Raw genomic sequence first — 21531 nt, 5'->3', positions numbered from 1 at the left:
TCGTCATGGACGGTGTCGCGCGCGCTGGCCGGCCGTCCAGGCCACGAGTTCCGCGACGTGCTCGGGGGTGTCGGCCCGCAGACAGGTGACGCGGGCCTCGGGAAAGGCGGTGGCCGCGAGCCGGGCCAGGGTGTCGCCGGGGGAGACCTGCACGAAGAGGTCCACACCCCGTTCGCGCAGCACGCACGTGGCCTCGTGCCAGCGCACGGGACGGGTCAGGGAGTCCACGAGGTCCGCGTGCACGGCCTCGGCCGTGCGCAGGGTGCGACCCCCCGCGTTTCCCGCGAACGGGGTGCCCGGGCGGGTGAACGGCACCCGCGCCAGGTGCGCGGCCAGTTCCGCCCGGGCCGCCGCCATCAGCGGGCAGTGGGCGGGGACGGACACCGCGAGCCGGCGGGCCTTGGCCGCCCCGTGCTCCAGGGCGAGGGCCAGGACCCGGTCCACGGCCGGCAGCGCGCCCGACACGGCGATCTGGAGCGGGGCGTTGACGTTGGCGGGGTGGACGGGCGACTCGGGGGTGTGGACGCTCTCGACGATCCGGACGACCGCCGGTTCGGGCAGGCCCAGCACCACCCCCATGCCGTACCCGCTGGGGTACGCGCGTTCCATGGCGGCGCCGCGCACGCGGACGGCGCGGGCCGCGTCCCCGAGGGTCAGGGCCCCGCAGGCGACGGCGGCGGCGAAGGCGCCGATGGAGTGGCCGGCCACGTGCTCGGGGCGCACGCCCAGGGCGTGCAGGGCGCGGTACGTGGCGAGGGAGGCGCTGAACAGGGCGAGTTGGGCGGCGGCGTTGGAGCGCAGGGCCTCGGCCGTGTCCAGGGTGCGGACGTCGAGGTCGAGGGCGTCGGAGATCTCGTCCAGGGTCCGGGCGACGGCCGGGTGGTCGGGGAGGTCGTGGAGCATGCCGGGGCGCTGTTCGCCCTGGCCGGGGAAGAGCAGGGCGGTGGTCATCGGGGCTCCGCGGGGGGTGGGGGTGCCCAGGGGTCGGTGACGAGGAAGGGGCCGGTGTCGGTGCGCAGCAGGACGCGGCCTTCGTCGCGGGCGAGTTCGGCGGCGGCCACGGCCCCGTGCGGGGTCTGGAGCTGGAGGTCGACGCGCACGGGGTGCCGGGTGAGGTGGGCGAGGGCGGTCAGGAGGCGGGCTGCCTCGTCGGGGGTGACCGGTTCGGGGGTGTCGGCCACGAGGTCGAGGTCGCTGCCGGGGCCGACGGTGGGGGCGCCGGTGGCGAGTTCGAAGGCCGTGCTGCCGCCCGGGCCCCAGGACCTCACCCAGGCGGGCCGGGGCCGTCCGGCCAGGGCGGCGAGGGCGTGCAGGGCGGGCAGGTCCCGGTGGGGTGGGCGGGCGCGGCGCAGCAGGGCCGCCGGGGTGAGGGTCTCGGCGACGGCGTCGAGGGGCACGCGGGCGGCCCAGCGTGCGGCGCGGGTGGATCCGCGGACCCCGACCGGCAGGGTCCGCCCGTCGCGGGTGTCGCGGCGCACGACGACCCAGGGCGCGCGGTTGAGGGCCGCCCGCAGGGCCTCGGGGTCCCGGGCGGGGTCGGCCGGCAGGACGCGGGCCGGGTCGGTGATCCGCAGCAGGTCGTGCGGCCGGGGTGCGGCGGTGGGCGCGCCCGGCCCGGTCATGCTCACCCCTCCCAGCTCGCGGCGAGGCGCCGGCGGGTCTCGACGGACGCGGCGCGGGCGCGCAGGGCCTCGGGGGAGGTGAGGCGGGGGGAGAGGTCGTGCGGGCCGCGGCGCGCGTCGGCGGCGGCCTCGGCGAGGGCGGCCAGCGCCGTGGGGGTGTCGCAGTCGCCGGGGATCAGTCGGTGCAGGGCGCCGAGTTTGGCGAAGGAGGCGCCGTCGTAGGCGGTCGCGGGGACCTTCTCGGCGGCTTCGGCGAGTTCGGCCAGGGTGCGGCGGGTGATGCGGGCGGTGGCCTGCTTGCTCATGACCTGGACCTGCACGGCCTCGTCGTCGAGGGCGATGATCCGGTCGGCCTGGAGGCCGTGGGCGAGGAACGCGCCGGAGATGGCGTTGCCGACGACGAAGGCGATGACGGGGTGTCCGGCGAGGCGGGCGGTGGCGTAGGCGTCGACGGCGGCGGCGAGGGCCTGGTGGATGCCGACGAGTTCCTCGCGGTGGCCGTATGCCTGGCTGGGGACGTCGACGATCGCGACGACGGGTCGTTTGGCCTCGGGCGGCAGGTCGGCGTCGGCCTCGACGACGGCGCGGACCTCGGCGGCCAGGTGCCAGCCCTCCTCCAGTCCGACCTCGCCGCGGTGGGCGCGGGGGAAGCGGCCCTGGGGGTCGGGGACGACGGCGAGGAACCAGGCGGACGTGTCGCCCAGGGGGGCGGGGGCGGAGAGGACGGAGCCGATCGGTCCCGGGCTCGTGGCCCCGGCCTCCGTTTCGGTGCCCGTCGCGGTGAGGCGTGCGAACCAGGTGCGGCCCCGGGAGGCGGTCGGGTCGGGGGTGGGCCGGGGGTCGGTGGTCATCGGGGTGCTCCGTTCACCAGGTCGCGCAGGTCCTGCGGGCCGGGCTTGTTCTCGGTGTCGACGGCGGCGAGGAGGGCGAGGGCGGGCTCGATCCGGGCGCTGCGCGGGGTCGGGGCGGGGCCGGCGGTGTGGACCGCGCGGACGGCGTCCCGCACGGCGGCGGTGTCGTCGTCGACGAGGGTGTCGGCGAGGTGGACGGCCACGCGTTGGGCGCCGCCGGCCATGGCCCAGATGCCGGCCCGGTCCTTGGAGTCGAGTTCGGTGACCCCGGCCTCCTGTTCGATGACCTCGGGTCCGTTGAGGGCGAGCCGGCCCTGGCGGGTCATGATCAGGTGGGAGCAGAGTCCGGCGGCGATGCCCATGCCGCCGTAGCAGCCGACCATGCCGGCGATGACGCCGACGACCGGGGTGTGGCGGCGCAGGCGGACGATCGCGGCGTGGATGTCGGCGATGGCGAGGAGGCCGAGGTTGGCCTCCTGGAGGCGGATGCCGCCGGTCTCCAGCAGGATCACGGCGCGGGTCGCGACGCCGTTCTCCCAGTCGCGGGCGGCGAGTTCGAGGGAGCCGGCGAGTTTGGCGCCGCAGACCTCGCCGATGCCGCCGCCCTGGAACCTGCCGTCGAGGGCGACGACCACGGCGCGTTCGCCGTCGATGGTGCCGCGGGCGACGACGGCGCCGTCGTCGGCCTGGGGGACGATGCCCTGGGGGGCGAGGTGGGGGGATTCGAGGCGTTCGAAGGGGTCGATCAGTTCGCGGAAGCTGCCCTCGTCGAGGATGGCGCGGGCCCGTTCGCGGGCCGGGAGTTCGGTGAACGCGTCGGGGAGGACGGGCGGGGTGCTGTTCATCGTGCGGCCTCCACGGCCTGGGCCAGTCGCAGTGCCACGGTGCCGGGGGTGGCGCCGAAGTCGTTGATGTGGACGGTGGCGGCGAGGTCGGTGCGGGAGAAGAAGCGTTCGAGGACGGCCTGCCAGATGGTGTCGAAGCCGTCGACGCTGGTGCGCAGGTGGACGGTGACGCCGCTGTCGGCGGGTTCGACGAGGATCTCCAGGTCGCCGGAGCCGACGACGCCGACGTGGGCCCGGCGGGCGGCCCGGGTGCTGCCGGGGAAGGTGTGGGTGAGCTGTTTCATCTCAACTCCTGTCGAAGGGGGTGGAGTCGGCGGTGGTGGAGTCGGCGGTGGTGCCGGCGGGTCGGCTCAGGGCGTCGGCGTGGAGCGCGGCGGCGAGCAGGTCGGCGGAGCCGCCGGGGGAGAGGCCGCGGGCGGTCAGGTCGGCGTCGAGCCGCAGGAGGGCGGCGCGGCCCGGGGCGCCGGCGCTGCCGCCCGCGTCGAGGACGGCGCGGGCGCCGCCTTGGGCGGCGGCGAGGCCCTCGGGGCCGCCCCGGTGCAGGAGGCAGGTGTCGGGCAGGGAGGCGATGACGGCGAGCAGGGCGTCGAGTCGGGCGGAGTCCTCGTCGCCGCCGGCGGCGCGGGAGCGGCGCAGGGCGGCGAGGGCGAGGCGGACGTGCGGGAATCCGGCGGCGGCCTCGGCGCGGGCCCCGCCGGCGCCGTGGCGCAGGGCCGCGAGTCGGCCGTGGGAGGGGCCGGTGACGGGGGCGGCGGGGTCGGGGTGGGCGGCGATCCGGCCGGCCGTGGCGCACAGGGCGTCGGTGAAGGAGCGGGGCGAGTGGCCGGCGCGCGGGGTGAGGGCGGCGGCGCCGGTCAGCAGGCCCAGGGCCCAGATCGCCCCGCGGTGGGTGTTGACCCCGCCGGTGGCGGTGAGCATGCGGGTCTCGGCCCGGCGGCCGACGCGGGCCAGTTCGGCGCGCAGTTCGGGGGAGGGCCGGCCGGCGCGGGCGGCGGCGCGGGCCATCTCGGCGAAGGGGTCGCGCAGGACGCGGGCGGACTTCAGCAGCAGCGCGAGGTCCATGTCGTGGTGGGCGCCGCTGCCGGCGGCGTCGACCAGGCCCGGCTTGGGGGTGAGCTCGGCCTCGGCGATCAGGGCGGCGCTCGCCAGGTCGGCGATCCGGTCGGCGGACGCGCCGGCGGCGGGGGCCGGCGGGCGGAGGGGGGAGAGGAGGGTCATCGGGTCACCAGCTGCGGAACTTGGCGGGCGGGTTGTACAGCCCGCCGGACCAGGTGACGAGGTCCTCCACGGAGCGGGCGGCGAGGAGGGAGCGTTTGGCCTGGGTCGGGTCCACCCGCAGGTCGGCGGGGAGGGCGATCAGCCCGTCGCGGCGCAGGCGTTCCTCGCGCGCGGCGTCGTGCCGGCCGGCGATCGGGCTGACGCCGGCGACGGCGGCCAGGGCCTCGCGGCGTTCCTCCAGGTCGCGCGCCTTGTACAGGTAGGCGACGCCCTCCTCGGTGATGACGTGGGTGACGTCCTCGCCGTAGATCATGACGGGTGCCACGGGCAGGCCCGCGTCGCGGCCCACGGAGACCGCGTCCAGGCTCTCGACCAGCTTGGGCACCCCGCCCTTGGCGAAGGTCTCGACGGTCTGCACGACGAGCTTGCGGCCGCGTTCGATCCCGCCGGATTCGCCGCTCTCGACGCGGGCGAGGTCGAGCCACGCGGGGGAGGCGTGCCGCCGGCCGCGCGCGTCGGCCCCCATGTTGGGGGCGCCGCCGAAGCCGGTGAGCCGGCCGTGGGTGACGGTCGAGGAGTTCGCGTCGCGGTCGATCTGGAGGGAGGAGCCGATGAACATGTCGGCGGCGTAGTGGCCGGCGGCCTGCGCGATCATCCGGTTGGAGCGGAGGTAGCCGTCCCGGCCGGTGGCGAAGACGTCGGGGCGGGCGCGGCAGTACTCCTCCATGCCGACCTCGCCGCCGAAGGCCACGACGGACTCGACCCAGCCGGACTCGATGGCGGGGATCAGGGTGGGGTGCGGGTTGAGCACCCAGTTCTTGGCGATCTTGCCGCGCAGGCCCAGGGAGGCGCCGTAGGTGGGGAGCAGCAGCTCGATCGCGGCGGTGTCGAAGCCGACGCCGTGGTTGAGCGAGGTCACCGTGTGGCGCTCGTACACCCCGCGGATGGCCATCATCGCCATCAGGATCTGCACCTCGGTGATGAGGCGGGGGTCGCGGGTGAACAGCGGCTCGATCTGATAGGGCCGGTCGGCGACGACGACGAAGTCGACCCAGCCGCCGGGGACGTCCACGCGCGGCAACTGCTCGGGGCCGTCGACCAGTTCGTTGACCTGGGCGATGACGATGCCGTCCTTGAAGGCGGTGGCCTCGACGATGGTCGGGGTGTCCTCGGTGTTGGGCCCGGTGTACAGGTTGCCGTCGCGGTCGGCGGAGTTGGCGGCGACCAGGGCCACGTTCGGCACGAGGTCCACGAAGAAGCGGCCGTACAGCTCCAGATAGGTGTGGATCGCGCCGATCTCCAGCTTGCCGTCGGCCAGGAGCTGGGCGACGCGGGTGGACTGGGCGCCGGCGTAGGCGAAGTCGGTCCGGCTCGCGATGCCGTCCTCGAAGAGGTCGAGCTGCTCGGGCCGCGAGAAGGAGGAGATCAGCAGGTGCAGGTCGTGCACGCGCCCCGGGTCCACGGCGGCCAGGGAGCGGCTCAGGAAGTCGGCCTGCTTCTGGTTGTCGCCCTCCAGGACGAGCTTGTCCCCGGGCCTGACCAGGGCCTCCAGGGCCTCGACGGCCTTCTCGGTGGGAATGACCTTGCCGGTGGCGAGGGGGGCCGCGGCCCGCAGGCGGGCCGCCTTGTCCTGGCGTCGGGTGTCCCAGGCTGTGGGCTGGTTCATGGGGGTTCCTTGGGTACGAGGGGGAGGGGGTCCGCGCGCCGGTGGCTCACACGTGCCGGGGCAGCAGGGCGATGACCACCGACAGGGAGGCGATGCCCGCGAGCGTGGACAGCAGCAGGGTCGATCCCGACACCTTGGGCCGGACCCCGAAGTTCGCGCCGAAGACCAGGCCGAAGAACCCGGAGGGGATCGCGGTCAGGAGCACGGCCTGGGTGGTGTTGGTGCGGTCCATGCCGAACAGCAGGCACAGTCCCCACACGAACAGCGGCATCAGCGCGTTCTTCACCACGATGCCGAACGCGACGTTCGCGTCGAAGGACACCTTCTGCGCGGAGAGCACCAGGCCGGTCAGGAAGAGGGCCGCGCCGGCGCCCGCGGTGCCGATGGGGGTGAGGGTCTTCTCGATCAGCACCGGCATGTGCACCCCGCACAGGACCAGCGTGAACGCGAGCATCGGCGCCCAGAAGATCGGCTTGCGGACGGACTTGCCGAGCGCGGCGCCGAAGCGGGACAGCGTGGACCCGGGGGCGTCGGGGCCGAGCCGGGCGTCCTCCAGCAGGGCCAGGGTCAGCGGCGAGATGGTCATGGAGCCCAGCGCGATGCAGATCGCCACGGCGATGGCGCCCGTGTCGCCGACCACGGCCGCGGCCAGCGGCAGGCCGATGGAGGCGAAGTTCGGGAAGCCGACCGTCAGGGCCTGCACGGCCGCCGAGCCCTTGTCGAGCTTGAAGACCTTGAGTTGCAGCCAGAGGGTGAGGGCGTAGACGACGAGCATGGCGATGACGACCACCGCGATGAACGTGCCGTGCGAGGTGATGTCCGTGCGGTCCTTGGAGGAGATCGACACGAAGAGGGAGGCCGGGATGGCGAAGACCATCACCAGGTGGTTGAGGGAGGAGACGTTCTGATTGTCGATGAACCCGCGCTTGCCCGCGCCGTAGCCGAGCGCCAGCGCGAAGAAGACCGGAAGCAAAGCGGTAGCGATCTCGTTGGCCATGGTCATCACGATGGGATATGCGCTTATCGGGCGCTAATGTACCGGTGTGAGAGGTTCCCGAAATTTCTGCATGAATAGCATCTGAGCTGCGAGGATGCCAAGAAAGGGACCGGGTGACGTGACCGGGGGCACACCGCCGAACGAGCCGAACGGGCCGCACGGGCCACGGGGGCCGGCCGGGCCGCACGGGCCGCAGGGCGGGCCCGGACCGTACGAGCCTCCGGGGTCGGGGAGCCTGGTCGGCGCCCTCGCCCCCTACCTCGCCCAGTTCGCCGTCGTGGCCCGGGAGGAGCACCTCACCCACGCGGCCGACCTCCTCGGCGTGAGCCAGCCGACCCTGTCCCGCACGATGTCCCGCCTGGAATCGCTGCTCTCCGTGCCCCTCTTCCTCCACGTCGGGCGCGGCATCCGGCTCACCCCCCAGGGCCGGCGCCTGCTGGAGCGCGCCGAACAGGCCCTGGCCCTGCTCGACCTCGCCGGCCAGGAGATCGCCGCCGACGCCGACGCCGAACACGGCCTGGTGCGGCTGGCCCACCTGAAGTCCCTCGGCCCCCGCGTGGTCCCCGCCCTCCTCGGCGCCTTCCACGCGGAGCACCCCGCCGTCCGCTTCGTGCTCACCGAGGCGTCCTCGCCCCGGATGATCGAACTGCTCCGCTCCGGTGACGTGGACCTCTGCCTCATCGCCCCGGCGCCCGACGCGGCCGGGATCGAGAGCGAGGTCCTGTGGGAACAGGAACTGCGCCTCGTCGTGCCCACCGGCCACCGCTGGGCCGGTCGCGCGCGCGTGGCCCTCGCCGGCGCGCGCGACGAGCCCTTCGTGGCGATGACCCGGGAGTACGGCACGCGGCTCCTCGCCGACGCCCTGTGCCGGGAGGCCGGGTTCTCGCCCCGGATCGCGTTGGAGACCGACGCCACCGACACCGTGCGCGCCCTGGTCGCGGCGGGCATGGGCATCGCCGTCCTGCCCCACGAGGGCAGCCCCCACCCGGGCACCGTCGACCTCGCCCTCACCCGCGCCCCGGGCGGCCCGGCCGCGACCCGCCCGCTGTGCCTGGCCTGGGCGGGCCACGCGGTGCGTCCCCCGGCCGCGACCCTGGTTCGCGAGTTCCTGCGCGCCCACCGGAGCGCGCCGGATCGGCCGAACGGCCCATGAACGGTCTGGTCTGGGTTTGGTATACATGAGGTGGGGCGCGTCGCACGCGCCCCCTTCCGCCCCGGACGGGGACGGGGATCCGTGGTCCCTCGCCCCCGTCCGGTGTGGTGACCGGTGACGCGGTGGGCAAGCACCGCTTCCGGACCCGTCGGGCCCGCTCCCTCCAGGGCGGACCCGCCGCGACCGGACGGAGGTCACCCGCCCCGACCCCCCGTGCGACAGGATCCGCGCACGGGGGGCGGGGGCGCCACGGGCCGGGCGCCCGCTGCCCTCACACACGATCCGGTGAACCACCAGTCGCACGTTCGAGTGACATCCGGTTCGGACAGTTTTCGGCCCGCGCCGGGCTCCGCCGCAGCGTGACGGGCCCGTCACCCTGCGAGATCCCGCCAAAGTCGATCATGGTCTGGCGAGAGCCCGGTCGCATCCGGGATCGTCGTGTTCCGAGGGGGCCGGTGGGGCCCTCCGGAAGGGAACGTGAACGGGTGCCCAGCGAGCGACCGGCCGGCAACAGGCTGAAGACCTACGGCGAGCGGACCTACACGCACACCACCCTGGTGCGCCACCAGGGGACGCTGATCTCCTTCGCGCTCGACGACGAGCGACGCCTGTACTACAGCGTCCTGGACCTGGACGGGAAGACGACGGCCCCCGCCCACGACGACGACGGGATCGGCCACGCCGACCTCGACGTGCGCCACTGGGCCGACGACCCGCGCCCCCTGCCCTTCCCCGGCGAGATCACCCGCGCCGGCGCCGCCGCCATAGGCGCCGAGACCATGCCCCGGGTCCGGCTCGGCGGACGCGTGGAGCTCGCACCCGGCGAGGTGGTCCCCGACGCGGAGATCGACCCCCACCGCTCCGGAACCGGCCGGCTCACCGCGAACGCCCCCTTCCAGGTGGTCTCCGACGGCCGGCACGTGTTCGTGTTCCGCCAGGCCGTCCCCGCCGGGCACGCCGACGCCGTGCACCGCACCGCCGAGGGCGAGCTGACCGGCGCCACGACCACCGGGGGCGCGACGAACGCGACGGTGGCCGCGTCGGCCCTGCTCTGTGACCGCTTCGTCCTCGCCGGCCCCGAACTGCTCCCCGTGCGCGAGGTCCGCTACCGCCGCAGCCGGCACCGCAGCAGGCCCGCCACCGCCAAGGACACCCTCGGCACCAGCGACATGAACGACCGGCCCTTCCACGAACCCACCCTGGAACTGGCCTTCGTGGGCACGGGCACCGAAGGCCGCTTCGCGGTCCTGACCCTGCCCACGATCATCGCCGACACCCGGCGCTGGCAGTTCTTCGTCCACAACGCGAGCTCCGGCCGCATCGACGCGATCAACGTCGGCCAGGGCGCGGACGGCCTCTTCGACACCCAGGGCGAACAACTGTGGACCAGCCCGGACCCCGCCTACCGCGACGCCGTCCTGGAACGTGAACCGGGGGAGTGCCCCTTCACCCGTGAACCGCTCGTGCCGGTCCAACCCGAACCGGACTTCGCCGAATCGGCCCTCAAGCTCACCGGAGCCACGGGCAAGCCCTACGCCGAGGGCGCCGCACCCGCCGGCCTGGGCACCGGGGCCTACACGATCGAGGCGTGGGTCCGCCCCGACACGGCCGGCGGCACCGTCCTCGCCACCGGGACGGCGGGCATCGCCCTCTCCGTGACGGAGGCCGGCGCGCTCTCCCTCGCCCACGGCGAGGCGAGCCTCACCAGCCCGGACGGAGCGGTCCCGGCCGACACCTACACGCACCTGACGGCCGTGTACGACGGCACCTCGGCCACGCTCCTGGTCAACGGCGAGGAGATCGCCGGCGCGCAGCCGCTGGCCAAGCTCACGACGGCCGGCGCGAAACTGTTCCTCGGCGCCCGCAGCGCCACCACCGGGCACTTCGCCGGGATCGTGGACGAGGTCCGCGTCTGGTCCCGGGCCCGACTCCTGCCGAGGATCGCCCAATCCCGCGCCCGCCGCCTGATCGGCGACGAACCCGGCCTGGCCGCCTACTTCCGGATGGACGAGGCCGGCGGCACCCGCGTGCACGACCAGGGCCCCCGGGCCGGACACGCCACCCTCAAGGGGGCGGGACACCGCTGGGTGAGCTCGGAGGCCCCGATCGCGGACTCCCCGGGCATCCGACGCGACTCCTTCGCCGTCACCGGCCGCACCGTCGGCGGCGGCCTGTCGGCCGCCCTCTACCAGCAGCAGGAACAGGGCACCACGGGTGAGGGCACCGTCCGCCCCCTGAAGCGACAGGCCCGGGTGGTGCTGAGCTGGCTGTCGAACGCGACCGGCGACACGGCGGGCGCGGCGGGCCGGATCGCCGCCCTCGACCTCGCGATCGGCCGCGACGGCCGGCTCGCCCAACTCCCCGACCAGCTCGACCTGCCGGTCGTCGGCTCCGAGGTCGAGACCGTGGACCCGGCGGAGGAGAACCGCCTCAAGGCCGAACTGGTCACGCTCCGCGCCGAACTGGCCGAGGCGGAGGCCGGCAAGCGGGCCCTGGACGCGGACGTCAAGAAGCCCGGCCGCGTCACCGCCGAGCTCAAGGCCGCCTTCGGACAGACCACCGCCCTGGCGGCCACGAAGGCCGGCACCCGCGAGTGCCACGTCTACACCTCCTCGTCGACCCTCGACGCCCTGGGGATGAACCGGGTCGTGGCCTTCGATCCGGCGGGCATCGGATCCCCGCCGCCCGACGACGGCGGCCCCGTGTCGGTCTTCCACCACCTGACCGTGACCAAGGGCGCCACCGCCGGCACCTTCACCCCCGTCCTGGCCGGAGGCACCGCCCCGTCCACCGCCCGCGAGGCCAAGTGGTCCTTCGTCTTCACCGAGGCGGAGGCGCCGAAGACGCGCGAGACGAGCAGCCTGACCGCAATGCTGCTGTCCGCTCCGAGCGCCCCGGCCATGGGAACCCTCAAGAGCGTCGCGGCGAACAAGAACCTCAAGGCCGGCGCCGACGAGAAGAGCACCGTCCTCGGCGACGGCGGCGACCTGCGGTTCGAGCCCTCCAGCGGCGTCATGGGTGATGAAGCCGCCGGCTCCTCCCTCCACGGCAGCCGCTACCGGCCGCGTTCGATCCTGTCCCACTACCAGGACCTGGACTTCTCCGGTTACCTGCGCCGCTCGGGCACCTCCCTCACCCTCACCACCGGCCACATGTCCGTGATCGGGCCGCTGTCCGAGGACACGAGCGTCACCTTCCACCTCGTGCCCACCACGCCCAGCGGGGCCGCCGAGACCGCCGCCGTCGCCCGCGTGAACGCCGCCCTGGCGCGCCTCGCGGCACTCGCCGGCAAGGAAGCCGCGCTGGCCAAGTGGAACGAGGACATCCAGCGGCTCGGGACCGCGATCGAGACCAAGGAGAACCGGCTCGGGCAGATCACCGACGGCACCAAGGGCCGCAGCACCAAGAGCCTGCCCATGGTCTCCCTCGGCCAGGACCGCCTCGGACTCGGCTGGTCCGGTGCCCTCCTCGGCTTCACCAACGCCACCGGCGCCCCCTTCCTCGCCCCCGGCGGCACCGGCCACCTCGGCCTGTACCACCGCGACGACCAGGGCCGGCTGAGCGGGGTGTTCTACGACACCAACGTGGACCGCTCCTCCAAGCGGCTCACCGCCACCGACGACACCGAGGTGCTGCTGACCGCCCGCGACGCGGGCGTGGACCTGGCCGACGTGACGATCACGGTCGCCCCGTCCGTCCCGGCCGTGCCCGGTCTGTGCACCCTCACCCTGACCCTGCGGGCCAAGGCCGCCGACCCGGGGAAGAACGCCGACGGCACGGCGCGGCCGATCGTGCCCGGGGCGGTCCTGGACACCGAGACCTGGAACCTGCTGCCCCGCTCCGCCGAGAGCCTCGCCGCCGCCCTCAACGGCCGCCGCTCCGTCCCCGTCTCCGTGGGCACGGTCGGCTCCGTCAAGGAGGACGTGCTCACCCTCACCGCGGGCGCCGCCGTCCCGCTGACCGCGGGCGCCCTGGTGACCGTGGGCGGGCAGGCCCTCGCCGTCGCGGCGGACGTGGACACCGACGCCACCGAGATCCGCCTCCACCTGCCCACCCCCGCCCCCACCCTCGCGGCCGACGCCCCCGTCCACGCCGTGTCCCACACCCCGACGCTGGTCTCCCACACGCGGCCCGGCGGCCACGCCCGCTACGGCTCCCGCTACGTGACGGCCTCCCTCGCCAACAAGGCCGGCACCATCATCGGCGCCGTCACCGACCAGAGCGCCGCCGAGGCGGGCACGGGCCGGCTGCCGTCCTGGTGGAGCGACCTGCCCGGCCGCGCGCTGACCTTCGCCGCCGACACCACCCCGCCGACCCTCCCGGCCGGCGACACCCACCTGTCCTCGGCGCGCCTGACCGACAACCTGACCGTCGAGGCATGGCTGAAGCCCAGCGCCGGCACCGGGACCGACGCGGCCCGCCGGATCGTGCACGTCAACACCGGCACCGCCGCCGCCGACTCACGCTTCACCCTCGCGCTGGGCGCCGCGACCACGGTCGGCGCGCGCACGCTCCTGGCCGGCGTCGGCAACCGCTTCGTCACCTCCACCGCCACCGTGCCCGTCGACCGCTGGACGCACGTGGCGGCGGCCTTCGAACAGTCCTGGGCCCTGGAGTTCGGGAACGGGACCTACGCCGAGGCCGCGCACGCGGCCGACCTGAACGCGGGCCGCGACCTCACCCTGGAGGTGTTCCTGCGCACCACCTCCCTCACCAAGGCCCAGGGCGTGCTGTCCAAGGGCCGGATCGACGACGGGCGGGGGCGCAGGGTCCCCTACCAGTTGGGCATCGGCACGGACGGGAAGCTGGTGTTCTCCTTCGAGGGCCGGGACGGCGCGCGCGTCACGGCCACGTCGACGAAGGGGGTCACGGCGAACACGTTCCACCGGATCGGCGTGGTCCGCAAACTCGGCGACTCCCGACAGGAGAAGAAGGGCACCAAGGTCGTCAAGGCCACCGTCGACGGCAGGGCCACCGACCTGACCATCGACACGATCGAGGCCCTGCTCGTCAACCGCTGGTCGGAGATCTCCTTCCACATCGACGGCGAGGACGCCGGCACCGTCCGCTACGACGACGCCCCCGACCTCTCGCACCCCGGACCGCTGGAGATCGGCCGGACCCGACGCGGCTCGACCACCGAGTCCTTCACCGGCCAGATCAGCGAGGTCCGGATCTGGAACGTCGCCCGCACCGGCAATGACCTCGGCGCGGACCTGCCACCCGCACCCGAGACCGGCGGCGGCCGACCCGAGACCGAACCCGCCTCGATCGAGGCCGGCGCCCGCCCCGAAGGACTCGTCGCGCACTGGCGGTTCGAGGAGAACGAGGGCAACACCGCCCGCGACGACTCCGGCAACCACCCCGTCCGCCTGCACGGCCCGCGCTGGACGAAGAACCCCGACCCCAAGGGCAGCCGCTTCCGCCTGTACGTCGACGGCCGTGCCACCGAGGCCGCCGCCACGGCCGCGGCCGACGCCCCGGCCGCCGGGGAGTACGGCCCCGCGCAGATCACCCTCGGCGCCCGCACCGGCACCGGCACCGGAGCCGCGGCCACCGTCGAGCGGTACCAGGGCGTCCTGGAGGAGGTGCGGGTCTGGCACACCGCCCGCACCGAGGAACAGATCCTCGACAACATGTTCGGCCGGCTCACCGGCGAGGCCGCCGACCTGATCGCCCACTGGCCCTTCGACGACGAGTCCACCACCGCCGACGCCACCACCCTGCGCGACCACGGCCCCCGCGCCCTCCACCTGGGCCTCGCGGCCGACGAGGCCACGCGCCCGGTGCCGCTGATGTCCACCGCCCCGATCTCCTCCGAGGCCCCCGAGGTCCGCCCGGTGTTCGTCACCGGCGAGAACCGGTTCGTGCAGACCGTCACCGGCGTGCCCGCCGTCGGCGAGTACGCCGACCTGCAACGCCTCGCGGACCGCTCCACCCGCGGCGTCCTCAAGCGCGCCTACGCCTACGTCCAGGGCGGCACCTGGAACCTGATCACCGGCCACAAGCTCGGCGACCTGGTCTCCGAATGGGTCGGACAGGCCCAGTTCGCGCCCCAGCTGATGGGCTTCATCGAAGGCGCCCCGCCGATCCCGGCCGAGAACCTGATCATGACCCGCAGGCCCGGATCGCAGACGTACATCAACGCCACCAACATCGAGTTCAAGCAGACCGACAGCGAGGTCCAGACCCTGTCCTCGGGCGGCGAACACACCGTCGACCGCTCGCTGGCGATCAAGCTGTCCACCGGCGGCGGCCCCGACACCCTGATGATCACCGCCCCGCTCGGCTTCGGCACCGCCGCCCCGATCGTCGAGACCGACTTCGACGTCGAAGGCGGCGTCAACCTGGAGTTCGCCTACGGCTGGGGCAGCGAGACCACCGTCGCCCAGGGCACCGAGACCGACCGCTCCACCACCGTCGGCCTCAGCGGCGGCTGGGAGACCGAACCAGCCGACCAGGACGGCAAGCAGCGGCAGATCGACAACGGCGGGCGCCGCTTCGAACCCTCCAACGCCGGCTACGCCCTCGTCCAGTCCGAGACCGCCGACGTCTACGCCCTGCGCGTCGCCCACAGCGGCGCCGTCGTCTCCTACCGGATGCTCCCCAACCCCGACATCCCCCGGGACTGGAACCTCATCCGCTTCGAGATGAACCCCCTCTACACCAAGCAGGGCACCCTCGACGGCCGCGCCGGCTACGAACTCGAACCGAAGGCGAACGCCGCCGACGCCGACCGCTGGAAGCTGCGCACCGACCCGGTCTACGGGGCGAACGCCGCCCAGTACGGCGAGTACAGCTACTACAAGCCCAGCGAGGCGTACCGGCTCAAGCGCCGCATCGTCGAGGACCAGCAACGCCGCCAGGCCCACTACGCCGCCGTCGACTCCCGCACCCCGTTCAACCCGTTCGGGGACCCCGTCGCCGAGCAGGCCCGCGAACTCGTCAGCCGCTTCACCGGACCCATCCCCGGCCCCGGCGGCGCGAGCGAGAAGCAGCGCCAGGCGGACGCGGCGGGCCTGGCCCGCCGGGACATCGTCAACACCTACGTGTGGTCCGCCGACGGCGGGTTCTTCGCCGAGAGCACCGGCACCACCGACGTGGTCACCGAGACCACCACCGGCTCCTACCACTTCAACGGCTCGGCCTCGGTCGGCCTGTCCACCGACTTCGAGATCTTCGGCGTCGGCGTCGGCTTCCAGATCGACAGCGCACTCGGCGGCTCCATCACCCGCAGCCGCGCCGCGTCCAAGGAGGCCACCCGGTCCTTCTCCCTGGACGTCACCGTCGACACCCCCGGCGACACCCAGAAGTACGACGCGGACCTCAACCCCGTCTTCGACGACGAGGGCAAGGCCGTGACCATCCCCGGGCGCGTGGACGCCTACCGGTTCATGACCTTCTACCTCGACTCCGACCGCACCAACTTCGAGGACTTCTACAACAAGGTCGTGGACCAGACCTGGTTGGACTCGGGCAACCGCGACGCCCTCGCCCTGAAGCAGGCCCGCCAGTCCGCGCACCAGCCCCCGTGCTGGCGGATCATGCACCGCGTCACCTTCGTCTCCCGCACCCTGCCCCCGCTGGAGGAGGAGGCCGGCGGGGTCCTGGAGAAGGCCATGCGGACCGCCGACGTGGCCAGCAACTACGAACTGGTCCGCCGACTCGACCCCTACGTGGACCCCGCCGTCACCGACCGCGACGAACTCCGCCGCCAGGTCGAGACCGGCATCCGCCAGGCCTTGCCCGATCTCGCCCCGCACCGCGAGACCATCGTCAACCTGTTCGCCGACTACCGCGGCCTCAGCTGACCGCCGTCCCACCCCGGCCGGCCCCGTTCACGCACGGCGTGAGCGGGGCCGGCGCCGTTCTTCGCGTTGTCAGTCCCACTGCTCGTCGGCGAGGGAGGCCACCGGTGCGGGCTTGCCGATCACGGCCAGGGCGATGAAGAAGTTGATCTGTCCGATGGCGATGGTCAGGGTGGCCAGGGCCTTGTGGTCGTAGTGCCGGGCGACCTCCGCGTACAGCTCGTCGGTGACGCGCTCCCGACCGTGCGGGGCCGGCTGGAGGGTGGCCTCGACCAGGGACAGGGCGGCGCGCTCGGCCTCGGTGAAGTACGGGGCGTCCTCCCAGGAGGACACGGCCGTGATGCGCTCCTCGCTCTCGCCGGCCTTGCGCAGGAAACCGGTGTTCAGGACGGTCAGGTAGGTGTTGCCGACGATCTGTCCGGCCCGCAGGTGGACCAGGTTCACGGTGGTGCGCGGCACGGAACGGTTGCCGGTGGCCCGGAACAGGGCGGCGCTGACGTCGTTCAACTCGGGAACGAACGTGCCCGGGTTCGGCATCCGGGAGATCGAGTTCTCGCTCATCACGGGGCTCCTTTGCACAGGGCCTGCACGGCCCGCTCGGTGTTCTCGAACCCTTGACGACCGGGCGCGCGCGAATGTGACGGGAGGCGCCGGAAGATTCGTGATTCGACATCCGTCGAAGTTGACGTCCGTCGATTCAAGCCCGAAGGTTGTATCGACAGTCGTCGAATCAACCCGACGGCACGCACCCGAACCCCGAGGAGCCCTCATGCCCGAGCGCAGCACCCCCACCGGCACCCCCGTCACTTCGGAGGCCGAAGCGCTGCGGGAGACGGTCCGCTCCCGGTACGCGGCGGCGGCCGTGCAGGTCACCGAGGGCGGGTCGGCGTGTTGCGGGCCCGCCGCGATCGAGATCGACGAGAACTTCGGCGCGGGCCTCTACGCGGACGGCGAGCGCGGGGAACTGCCCGCCGAGGCGGTGGCCGCGTCCCTGGGCTGCGGAAACCCGGCCGCCGTCGCCGACCTGAGCGAGGGTGACCGGGTCCTGGACCTCGGCTCCGGCGGCGGCATCGACGTGCTCCTCTCCGCCCGTCGGGTCGGCCCGACCGGCAAGGCGTACGGGCTGGACATGACGGAGGAGATGCTCGCCCTCGCGCTCGCCAACGCCGAGAAGGCGGGCGCCGCGAACGTGGAGTTCCTCAAGGGCGCCATCGAGGCGATCCCGCTGCCGGCCGGCACGATCGACGTGGTCATCTCCAACTGCGTGGTCAACCTGTCCACCGACAAGCCGGCCGTCTTCGCGGAGACCTTCCGCGTCCTCAAGGCCGGCGGCCGGATCGGGATCTCGGACGTGGTCGCCGAGGACTCCCTCACCCCCGCGCAGCGCGCCGAACGCGGCGACCACGTCGGCTGCATCGCCGGCGCCCTCTCCTTCGCCGAATACCGCCGGGGCCTGGAGGCCGCCGGATTCACGGAGGTGTCCATCACGCCGACGCACGCGGTGGCCGACGGCATGCACTCGGCCATCGTCAAGGCCGTCAAGCCCGCCGCCGACCGCCCCTGACGACGCACCCCTACCGGCCTGATTCGACGTATGTCAACATAGGCGCATGTCGCCCACGAAGCCGCCGCCGGCGCCGAAGCCCGCCGCCGACACGGTGACGCCGTGCTGCCCGCCGTTGACCGAGCGGCCGATGAACGCGGACGAGGCCGAGGTCGCCGCCCGCATGTTCAAGGCCCTCGGCGACCCGGTCCGGCTGCGCCTGTTCTCCGCCGTCGCCTCCCACGAGGGCGGCGAGGCGTGCGTCTGCGACATCTCCGACGTCGGCGTCTCCCAGCCCACGGTCAGCCATCACCTGAAGAAGCTCAAGGACGCCGGGCTGCTCTCCTCCGAGCGGCGCGGCACCTGGGTGTACTACCGCGTCGAACCCTCCGTCCTGGCGGCGATGGGTCGAATCCTGGGCGACGTCGCCGGCCCCTGACTCCGCCCACCGCGTGATCACGACCGGTGCGGGTCGGGGGCGGTCGATGTGCCGCCGCGCGGGCCCCGCCCGCGGATCAGTGGCAGAAAGACCTCGTCGACGATCTCGATGAGCACCGTGTCGGGCACGGTGGGGATTCCGAGCGTCACGTACTCGTTGCGCAGCAACGCCATGGGCGCGGACGCGACGCGAGGGTGCAGTGCCTCGGGCGCGGCGTCGCCGCGGGCGACCGCCCGCCCGAGCAGGGTCAGCCAGGCCGCCTCGTGCGCGTTGTCCGCCGCCGGGTCGCGCAGTTGCGCCAGGAGCTCCGGAGCGCCGCCGGCGGCCGCGATCAGCCCGCGCAGGATCTCCCCGTACGGTGACGACCAGGTGCTGTTCGCGCGCCGCAGCATCTCCAGGGTGTCGCCGCGCAGCGAGCCGGTGTCCGGCGGCGCGGTCTCGGTCGCGGCCAGTCGGCGGTACGCCGCCACGCCGAGCGCGACGCGGTTGGGCCAGCGCCGGTACAGCGCGTTCTTGTTCGTGCCGGCCCGCCGGGCGACCTCGTCCATCGTCAGGGCCGGGACGCCGGATTCCCTCAGCACCTCGGCGGCCGCTCGCAGGATCGCCTCCTCCAACTCGGCGCCGCGTCGCCGCGTCGCCGGGGCCTGCCGCGGTTCCCCGCCGGCTCGCGCCATCGGTCGTCCCTCCTCGCCCCACACCCGGATCTGCGGTACGCATCGTACCTTCCGGCATCCCGCAGGCCCACGGCCACAGGCGATTAAGGTACGGTGAGTACCCCATACGGTACTGCCCGTACCGTATATCGTGAGGGGAGTGCGTCGTGCGCACGTTCGGCATCACCTACGACACCGGTTTCACCAGCGCGGGAACCACCACCCGCGAACCCTTCGACCCCGTCGTCGTCCGACGCGAGATGCGGATCATCCGCGACGAGCTGGGCTGCGACGCCGTACGTGTCACCGGCGGTGACCGCGACCGGCTCGAAACGGCCGCGCGATACGCGGCCGAGGCCCGACTGGAGGTGTGGTACTCGCCGTTCACCAACGGACTCACCGCCGGAGAACTCCTCGACTTCCTCGTCGACAGCGCCGAACGCGCCGAACGGCTGCGACGCGCGGGCGCCGAGGTCGTCTTCCTCACCGGCTCGGAGATCTCCCTCTTCACCGGTGGCATGCTTCCCGGCGACACGTTCGAGGAGCGCGCCGCCGTCCTCGCAGACCCGCAGCGGTTGCGGGCCGTACTGCCCGGGCTCGCCGCCCGGGTCAACGCCTTCCTCGGCGAGGCGGTCGCCGCGGTGCGAGCCCGGTTCGGCGGCCGGATCGGGTACGCCTCGCTTCCGTTCGAGGGCGTCGACTGGACGCCGTTCGACATCGTCGCCACCGACGCCGGCTACCGCGACGCGCGGACCGCCGACCGGTTCGCCGACGGCCTGCGGGCGTTGACCGCCCACGGCAGGCCGGCCGCCGTCACCGAATTCGGCTGTACCACCTACCGCGGGGCCGCCGACGCCGGCGGCCGGGGGGACGCCGTCATCGTGTGGGACGACCGGGCCCGACCGGTGCGGTTCACCGTCCCCGTGGTCCGTGACGAACGGGAACAGGCCGACTGCCTGCGTGAACTCCTCGATGCCCTCGACGCGTCCGGCGTCGACGCGGCCTTCGTCAACACCTTCGCCCGCTACGACCTTCCGCACGCGTACGCCGATGACGACCGGGACTTCGACAAGGCGTCCTTCGGCGTGGTCAAGGTCCTCGACGGGGGTCGCACCGGCACCGCGTACCCGAGCCTGCCGTGGGAGCCCAAGGCCGCCTTCCACACGCTCGCGACGTACGGCCGCGGCCGGATCCGCGCGAGCTGCGATCCGGCCGCGGCGGAGCGGGGTCGGGTGGTGCCCGTCACGGACGCCGGCCCCCCGACGGCCTGATCGCGACCGCGGACGGGCCCTGGGTCGTCCGCGGGGGGAAGCGGCGGCGCCAGGTCAGGGAGACGTGGACCAGGGCGACGAGGGCGGGGACCTCGATGAGGGGGCCGACGACGCCGGAGAGGGCCTGGCCGGAGGTGACGCCGAAGGTGGCGATGGCCACCGCGATGGCCAGTTCGAAGTTGTTGCCGGCGGCCGTGAAGGCGAGGGTGGTGGTGCGGTCGTAGGGCAGGCCGATGGCCTTGCCGAGGGCGAAGCTCCCGAACCACATGATCGCGAAGTAGACCAGCAGCGGCAGCGCGATCCGGGCCACGTCCCAGGGCCGGGAGGTGATGGTCCTGCCCTGGAGGGCGAAGAGCACGACGATCGTGAACAGCAGTCCGTACAGGGCCCAGGGTCCGATCCTCGGCAGGAACCTCGTCTCGTACCGGTCGCGGCCGAGCCTCTTCTCGCCGACGCGGCGGGTCAGGAACCCGGCGAGCAGCGGCACGCCGAGGAAGACGACCACGTTCCACGCGATCTTCCCCGTGGAGATGTCCAGGGCCCGGCCGTCGCCGAGGCCGAGCCAATCGGGGAGGAGGTCGAGGTAGAACCAGCCGAGCAGGCCGAACGCGAGGACCTGGAAGACGGAGTTCAGGGCGACGAGGACGGCGGCGGCCTCGCGGTCGCCGCACGCGAGGTCGTTCCAGATGATCACCATGGCGATGCAGCGGGCGAGGCCGACGATGATCAGGCCGGTGCGGTACTCGGGCAGGTCCGGCAGGAAGGTCCAGGCGAGCGCGAACATGACCGCCGGCCCCAGGATCCAGTTCAGGGCCAGGGAGGAGAGCATGAGCCTCTTGTCGCCGGTGACGGCGTCCAGGCGGTCGTAGCGGACCTTCGCCAGGACCGGGTACATCATCACCAGCAGGCCGACGGCGATGGGCAGGGAGATCCCGCCGATCTCGACCTTCGCGAGCGCGTCGTTCAGTCCGGGGATCAGCCGGCCGAGCCCGAGGCCGAGGGCCATGGCGAGGAGGATCCACACGGCGAGGAACCGGTCGAGGGTCGACAGCCTCGCGACCACCGACCCGTCGGTGCTGCCTGTGGGTCTGGTGGCGGGAGTGGTGTCGGCGGGCATCAGCAGGCCCGCTTCTTCCCGGCGCTCTCCCGCGCGGTCGCGGCCAGGTCCGTGAACCCGGCCGCGAGTCCTTCGAGGACCTCGGGCCGCAGGCGGTAGTAGGTGAACCGGCCGCAGGGTTCGGTGTCCACGACCCCGGCCTCCCGCAGGACCTTGAGGTGGTTGGAGAGGTTGGTCTGCCTGGCGCCGGTCTCCTCCACCAGGTGCGTGGTGCACAGCGTCTCCCGCGCGAGGAGGGCGACGATCCGCAGGCGGAGCGGGTCGCCGAGCACCCGCATCAGATCAGCGTCGACTGAAGTCAGCATGGGCTGATACTTTCACATCAATGGAGGCTGATGCGAGCGCGTG

At 73.5% G+C, this 21531-nt stretch carries 17 protein-coding genes; 5 read left to right on the top strand and 12 right to left on the bottom strand.

Translation table 11 applies throughout. From position 1 onward, the window contains the following. Nucleotides 1–3: 3 nt before the first annotated feature. From ACN20G_RS29185 to ACN20G_RS29150, 8 genes are read right to left on the bottom strand one after another with little or no spacing between them, the layout of a single operon-like run. Entirely contained in the window at nt 4–951 is a 948-nt protein-coding gene (locus ACN20G_RS29185) for an ACP S-malonyltransferase (RefSeq protein ID WP_424216222.1), read from the bottom strand. Continuing rightward, nucleotides 948–1622: a malonate decarboxylase holo-ACP synthase gene (locus ACN20G_RS29180; protein ID WP_424216221.1), complete on the bottom strand. Its 675-nt coding sequence runs from the start codon at nt 1620–1622 to the stop codon at nt 948–950. The genes ACN20G_RS29185 and ACN20G_RS29180 overlap by 4 nt, the downstream gene beginning before the upstream one ends. A 2-nt stretch (nt 1623–1624) precedes the next feature. Then, nucleotides 1625–2473, bottom strand: a complete 849-nt coding sequence (gene mdcE / locus ACN20G_RS29175; protein WP_424216220.1) for a biotin-independent malonate decarboxylase subunit gamma — start codon at nt 2471–2473, stop codon at nt 1625–1627. After that, entirely contained in the window at nt 2470–3318 is an 849-nt protein-coding gene (locus ACN20G_RS29170; protein WP_424216219.1) for a biotin-independent malonate decarboxylase subunit beta, read from the bottom strand. Before ACN20G_RS29170 ends, mdcE begins: the two co-directional genes overlap by 4 nt. Next, complete coding sequence (locus tag ACN20G_RS29165; RefSeq protein ID WP_424216218.1) at nt 3315–3602, bottom strand: malonate decarboxylase subunit delta; 288 nt, start codon at nt 3600–3602, stop codon at nt 3315–3317. Before ACN20G_RS29165 ends, ACN20G_RS29170 begins: the two co-directional genes overlap by 4 nt. A gap of 1 nt (nt 3603) precedes the next feature. Further along, nucleotides 3604–4536: a triphosphoribosyl-dephospho-CoA synthase gene (locus ACN20G_RS29160; RefSeq protein WP_424216217.1), complete on the bottom strand. Its 933-nt coding sequence runs from the start codon at nt 4534–4536 to the stop codon at nt 3604–3606. A gap of 4 nt (nt 4537–4540) precedes the next feature. Continuing rightward, nucleotides 4541–6202, bottom strand: coding sequence for a malonate decarboxylase subunit alpha (mdcA, locus tag ACN20G_RS29155; RefSeq protein WP_424216216.1), 1662 nt, complete (start codon nt 6200–6202; stop codon nt 4541–4543). 46 nt (nt 6203–6248) lie between these two features. Then, nucleotides 6249–7199, bottom strand: a complete 951-nt coding sequence (locus tag ACN20G_RS29150) for an AEC family transporter (RefSeq protein ID WP_424216215.1) — start codon at nt 7197–7199, stop codon at nt 6249–6251. Nucleotides 7200–7317: 118 nt separating this feature from the next. Between ACN20G_RS29150 and ACN20G_RS29145 the strand changes: the two genes are divergently transcribed. Together ACN20G_RS29145 and ACN20G_RS29140 are read left to right on the top strand one after the other, a co-directional pair. Continuing rightward, nucleotides 7318–8352 carry a LysR family transcriptional regulator gene (locus tag ACN20G_RS29145; protein WP_424216214.1) on the top strand — a complete coding sequence of 345 codons (1035 nt, stop codon included), beginning with the start codon at nt 7318–7320 and terminating at the stop codon, nt 8350–8352. Between the two features lie 485 nt (nt 8353–8837). Beyond that, nucleotides 8838–16163, top strand: coding sequence for a LamG-like jellyroll fold domain-containing protein (locus tag ACN20G_RS29140; RefSeq protein WP_424216213.1), 7326 nt, complete (start codon nt 8838–8840; stop codon nt 16161–16163). A gap of 69 nt (nt 16164–16232) precedes the next feature. On the opposite strand, the gene ACN20G_RS29135 is transcribed toward ACN20G_RS29140, so the two are convergent. Next, complete coding sequence (locus tag ACN20G_RS29135) at nt 16233–16721, bottom strand: carboxymuconolactone decarboxylase family protein (protein ID WP_424216212.1); 489 nt, start codon at nt 16719–16721, stop codon at nt 16233–16235. Nucleotides 16722–16929: 208 nt separating this feature from the next. Here ACN20G_RS29135 and arsM point away from each other — a divergent pair, with 208 nt between their 5' ends. Beyond that, on the top strand, nt 16930–17724 hold the full coding sequence (gene arsM, locus ACN20G_RS29130) for an arsenite methyltransferase (protein WP_424216211.1): 795 nt from the start codon (nt 16930–16932) through the stop codon (nt 17722–17724). A 46-nt stretch (nt 17725–17770) separates the two neighbouring features. Continuing rightward, nucleotides 17771–18142 carry an ArsR/SmtB family transcription factor gene (locus ACN20G_RS29125; RefSeq protein ID WP_424216210.1) on the top strand — a complete coding sequence of 124 codons (372 nt, stop codon included), beginning with the start codon at nt 17771–17773 and terminating at the stop codon, nt 18140–18142. A gap of 17 nt (nt 18143–18159) precedes the next feature. Here ACN20G_RS29125 and ACN20G_RS29120 read toward each other — a convergent pair whose 3' ends face one another. Beyond that, nucleotides 18160–18816, bottom strand: coding sequence for a TetR/AcrR family transcriptional regulator (locus tag ACN20G_RS29120; RefSeq protein ID WP_424216209.1), 657 nt, complete (start codon nt 18814–18816; stop codon nt 18160–18162). 146 nt (nt 18817–18962) lie between these two features. On the opposite strand from ACN20G_RS29120, the gene ACN20G_RS29115 reads away from it, so the two are divergent. Further along, the gene (locus ACN20G_RS29115) at nt 18963–20066 is read left to right on the top strand and encodes a hypothetical protein (RefSeq protein ID WP_424216208.1); all 1104 of its coding nucleotides are present in this window, start codon (nt 18963–18965) and stop codon (nt 20064–20066) included. On the opposite strand, the gene arsB is transcribed toward ACN20G_RS29115, so the two are convergent. Further along, nucleotides 20038–21183: an ACR3 family arsenite efflux transporter gene (gene arsB, locus ACN20G_RS29110; RefSeq protein WP_424216207.1), complete on the bottom strand. Its 1146-nt coding sequence runs from the start codon at nt 21181–21183 to the stop codon at nt 20038–20040. The genes ACN20G_RS29115 and arsB overlap by 29 nt on opposite strands. Then, nucleotides 21183–21488 carry an ArsR/SmtB family transcription factor gene (locus tag ACN20G_RS29105; protein ID WP_424216206.1) on the bottom strand — a complete coding sequence of 102 codons (306 nt, stop codon included), beginning with the start codon at nt 21486–21488 and terminating at the stop codon, nt 21183–21185. The genes arsB and ACN20G_RS29105 overlap by 1 nt, the downstream gene beginning before the upstream one ends. Between the last annotated feature and the right edge of the window lie 43 nt (nt 21489–21531).

Source organism: Streptomyces dryopteridis, assembly GCF_049606955.1.
Classification (GTDB): domain Bacteria; phylum Actinomycetota; class Actinomycetes; order Streptomycetales; family Streptomycetaceae; genus Streptomyces.
The sequence above is the reverse complement of the archived record's forward strand: the minus strand, read 5'-3'. Positions and strand labels throughout refer to the sequence as shown.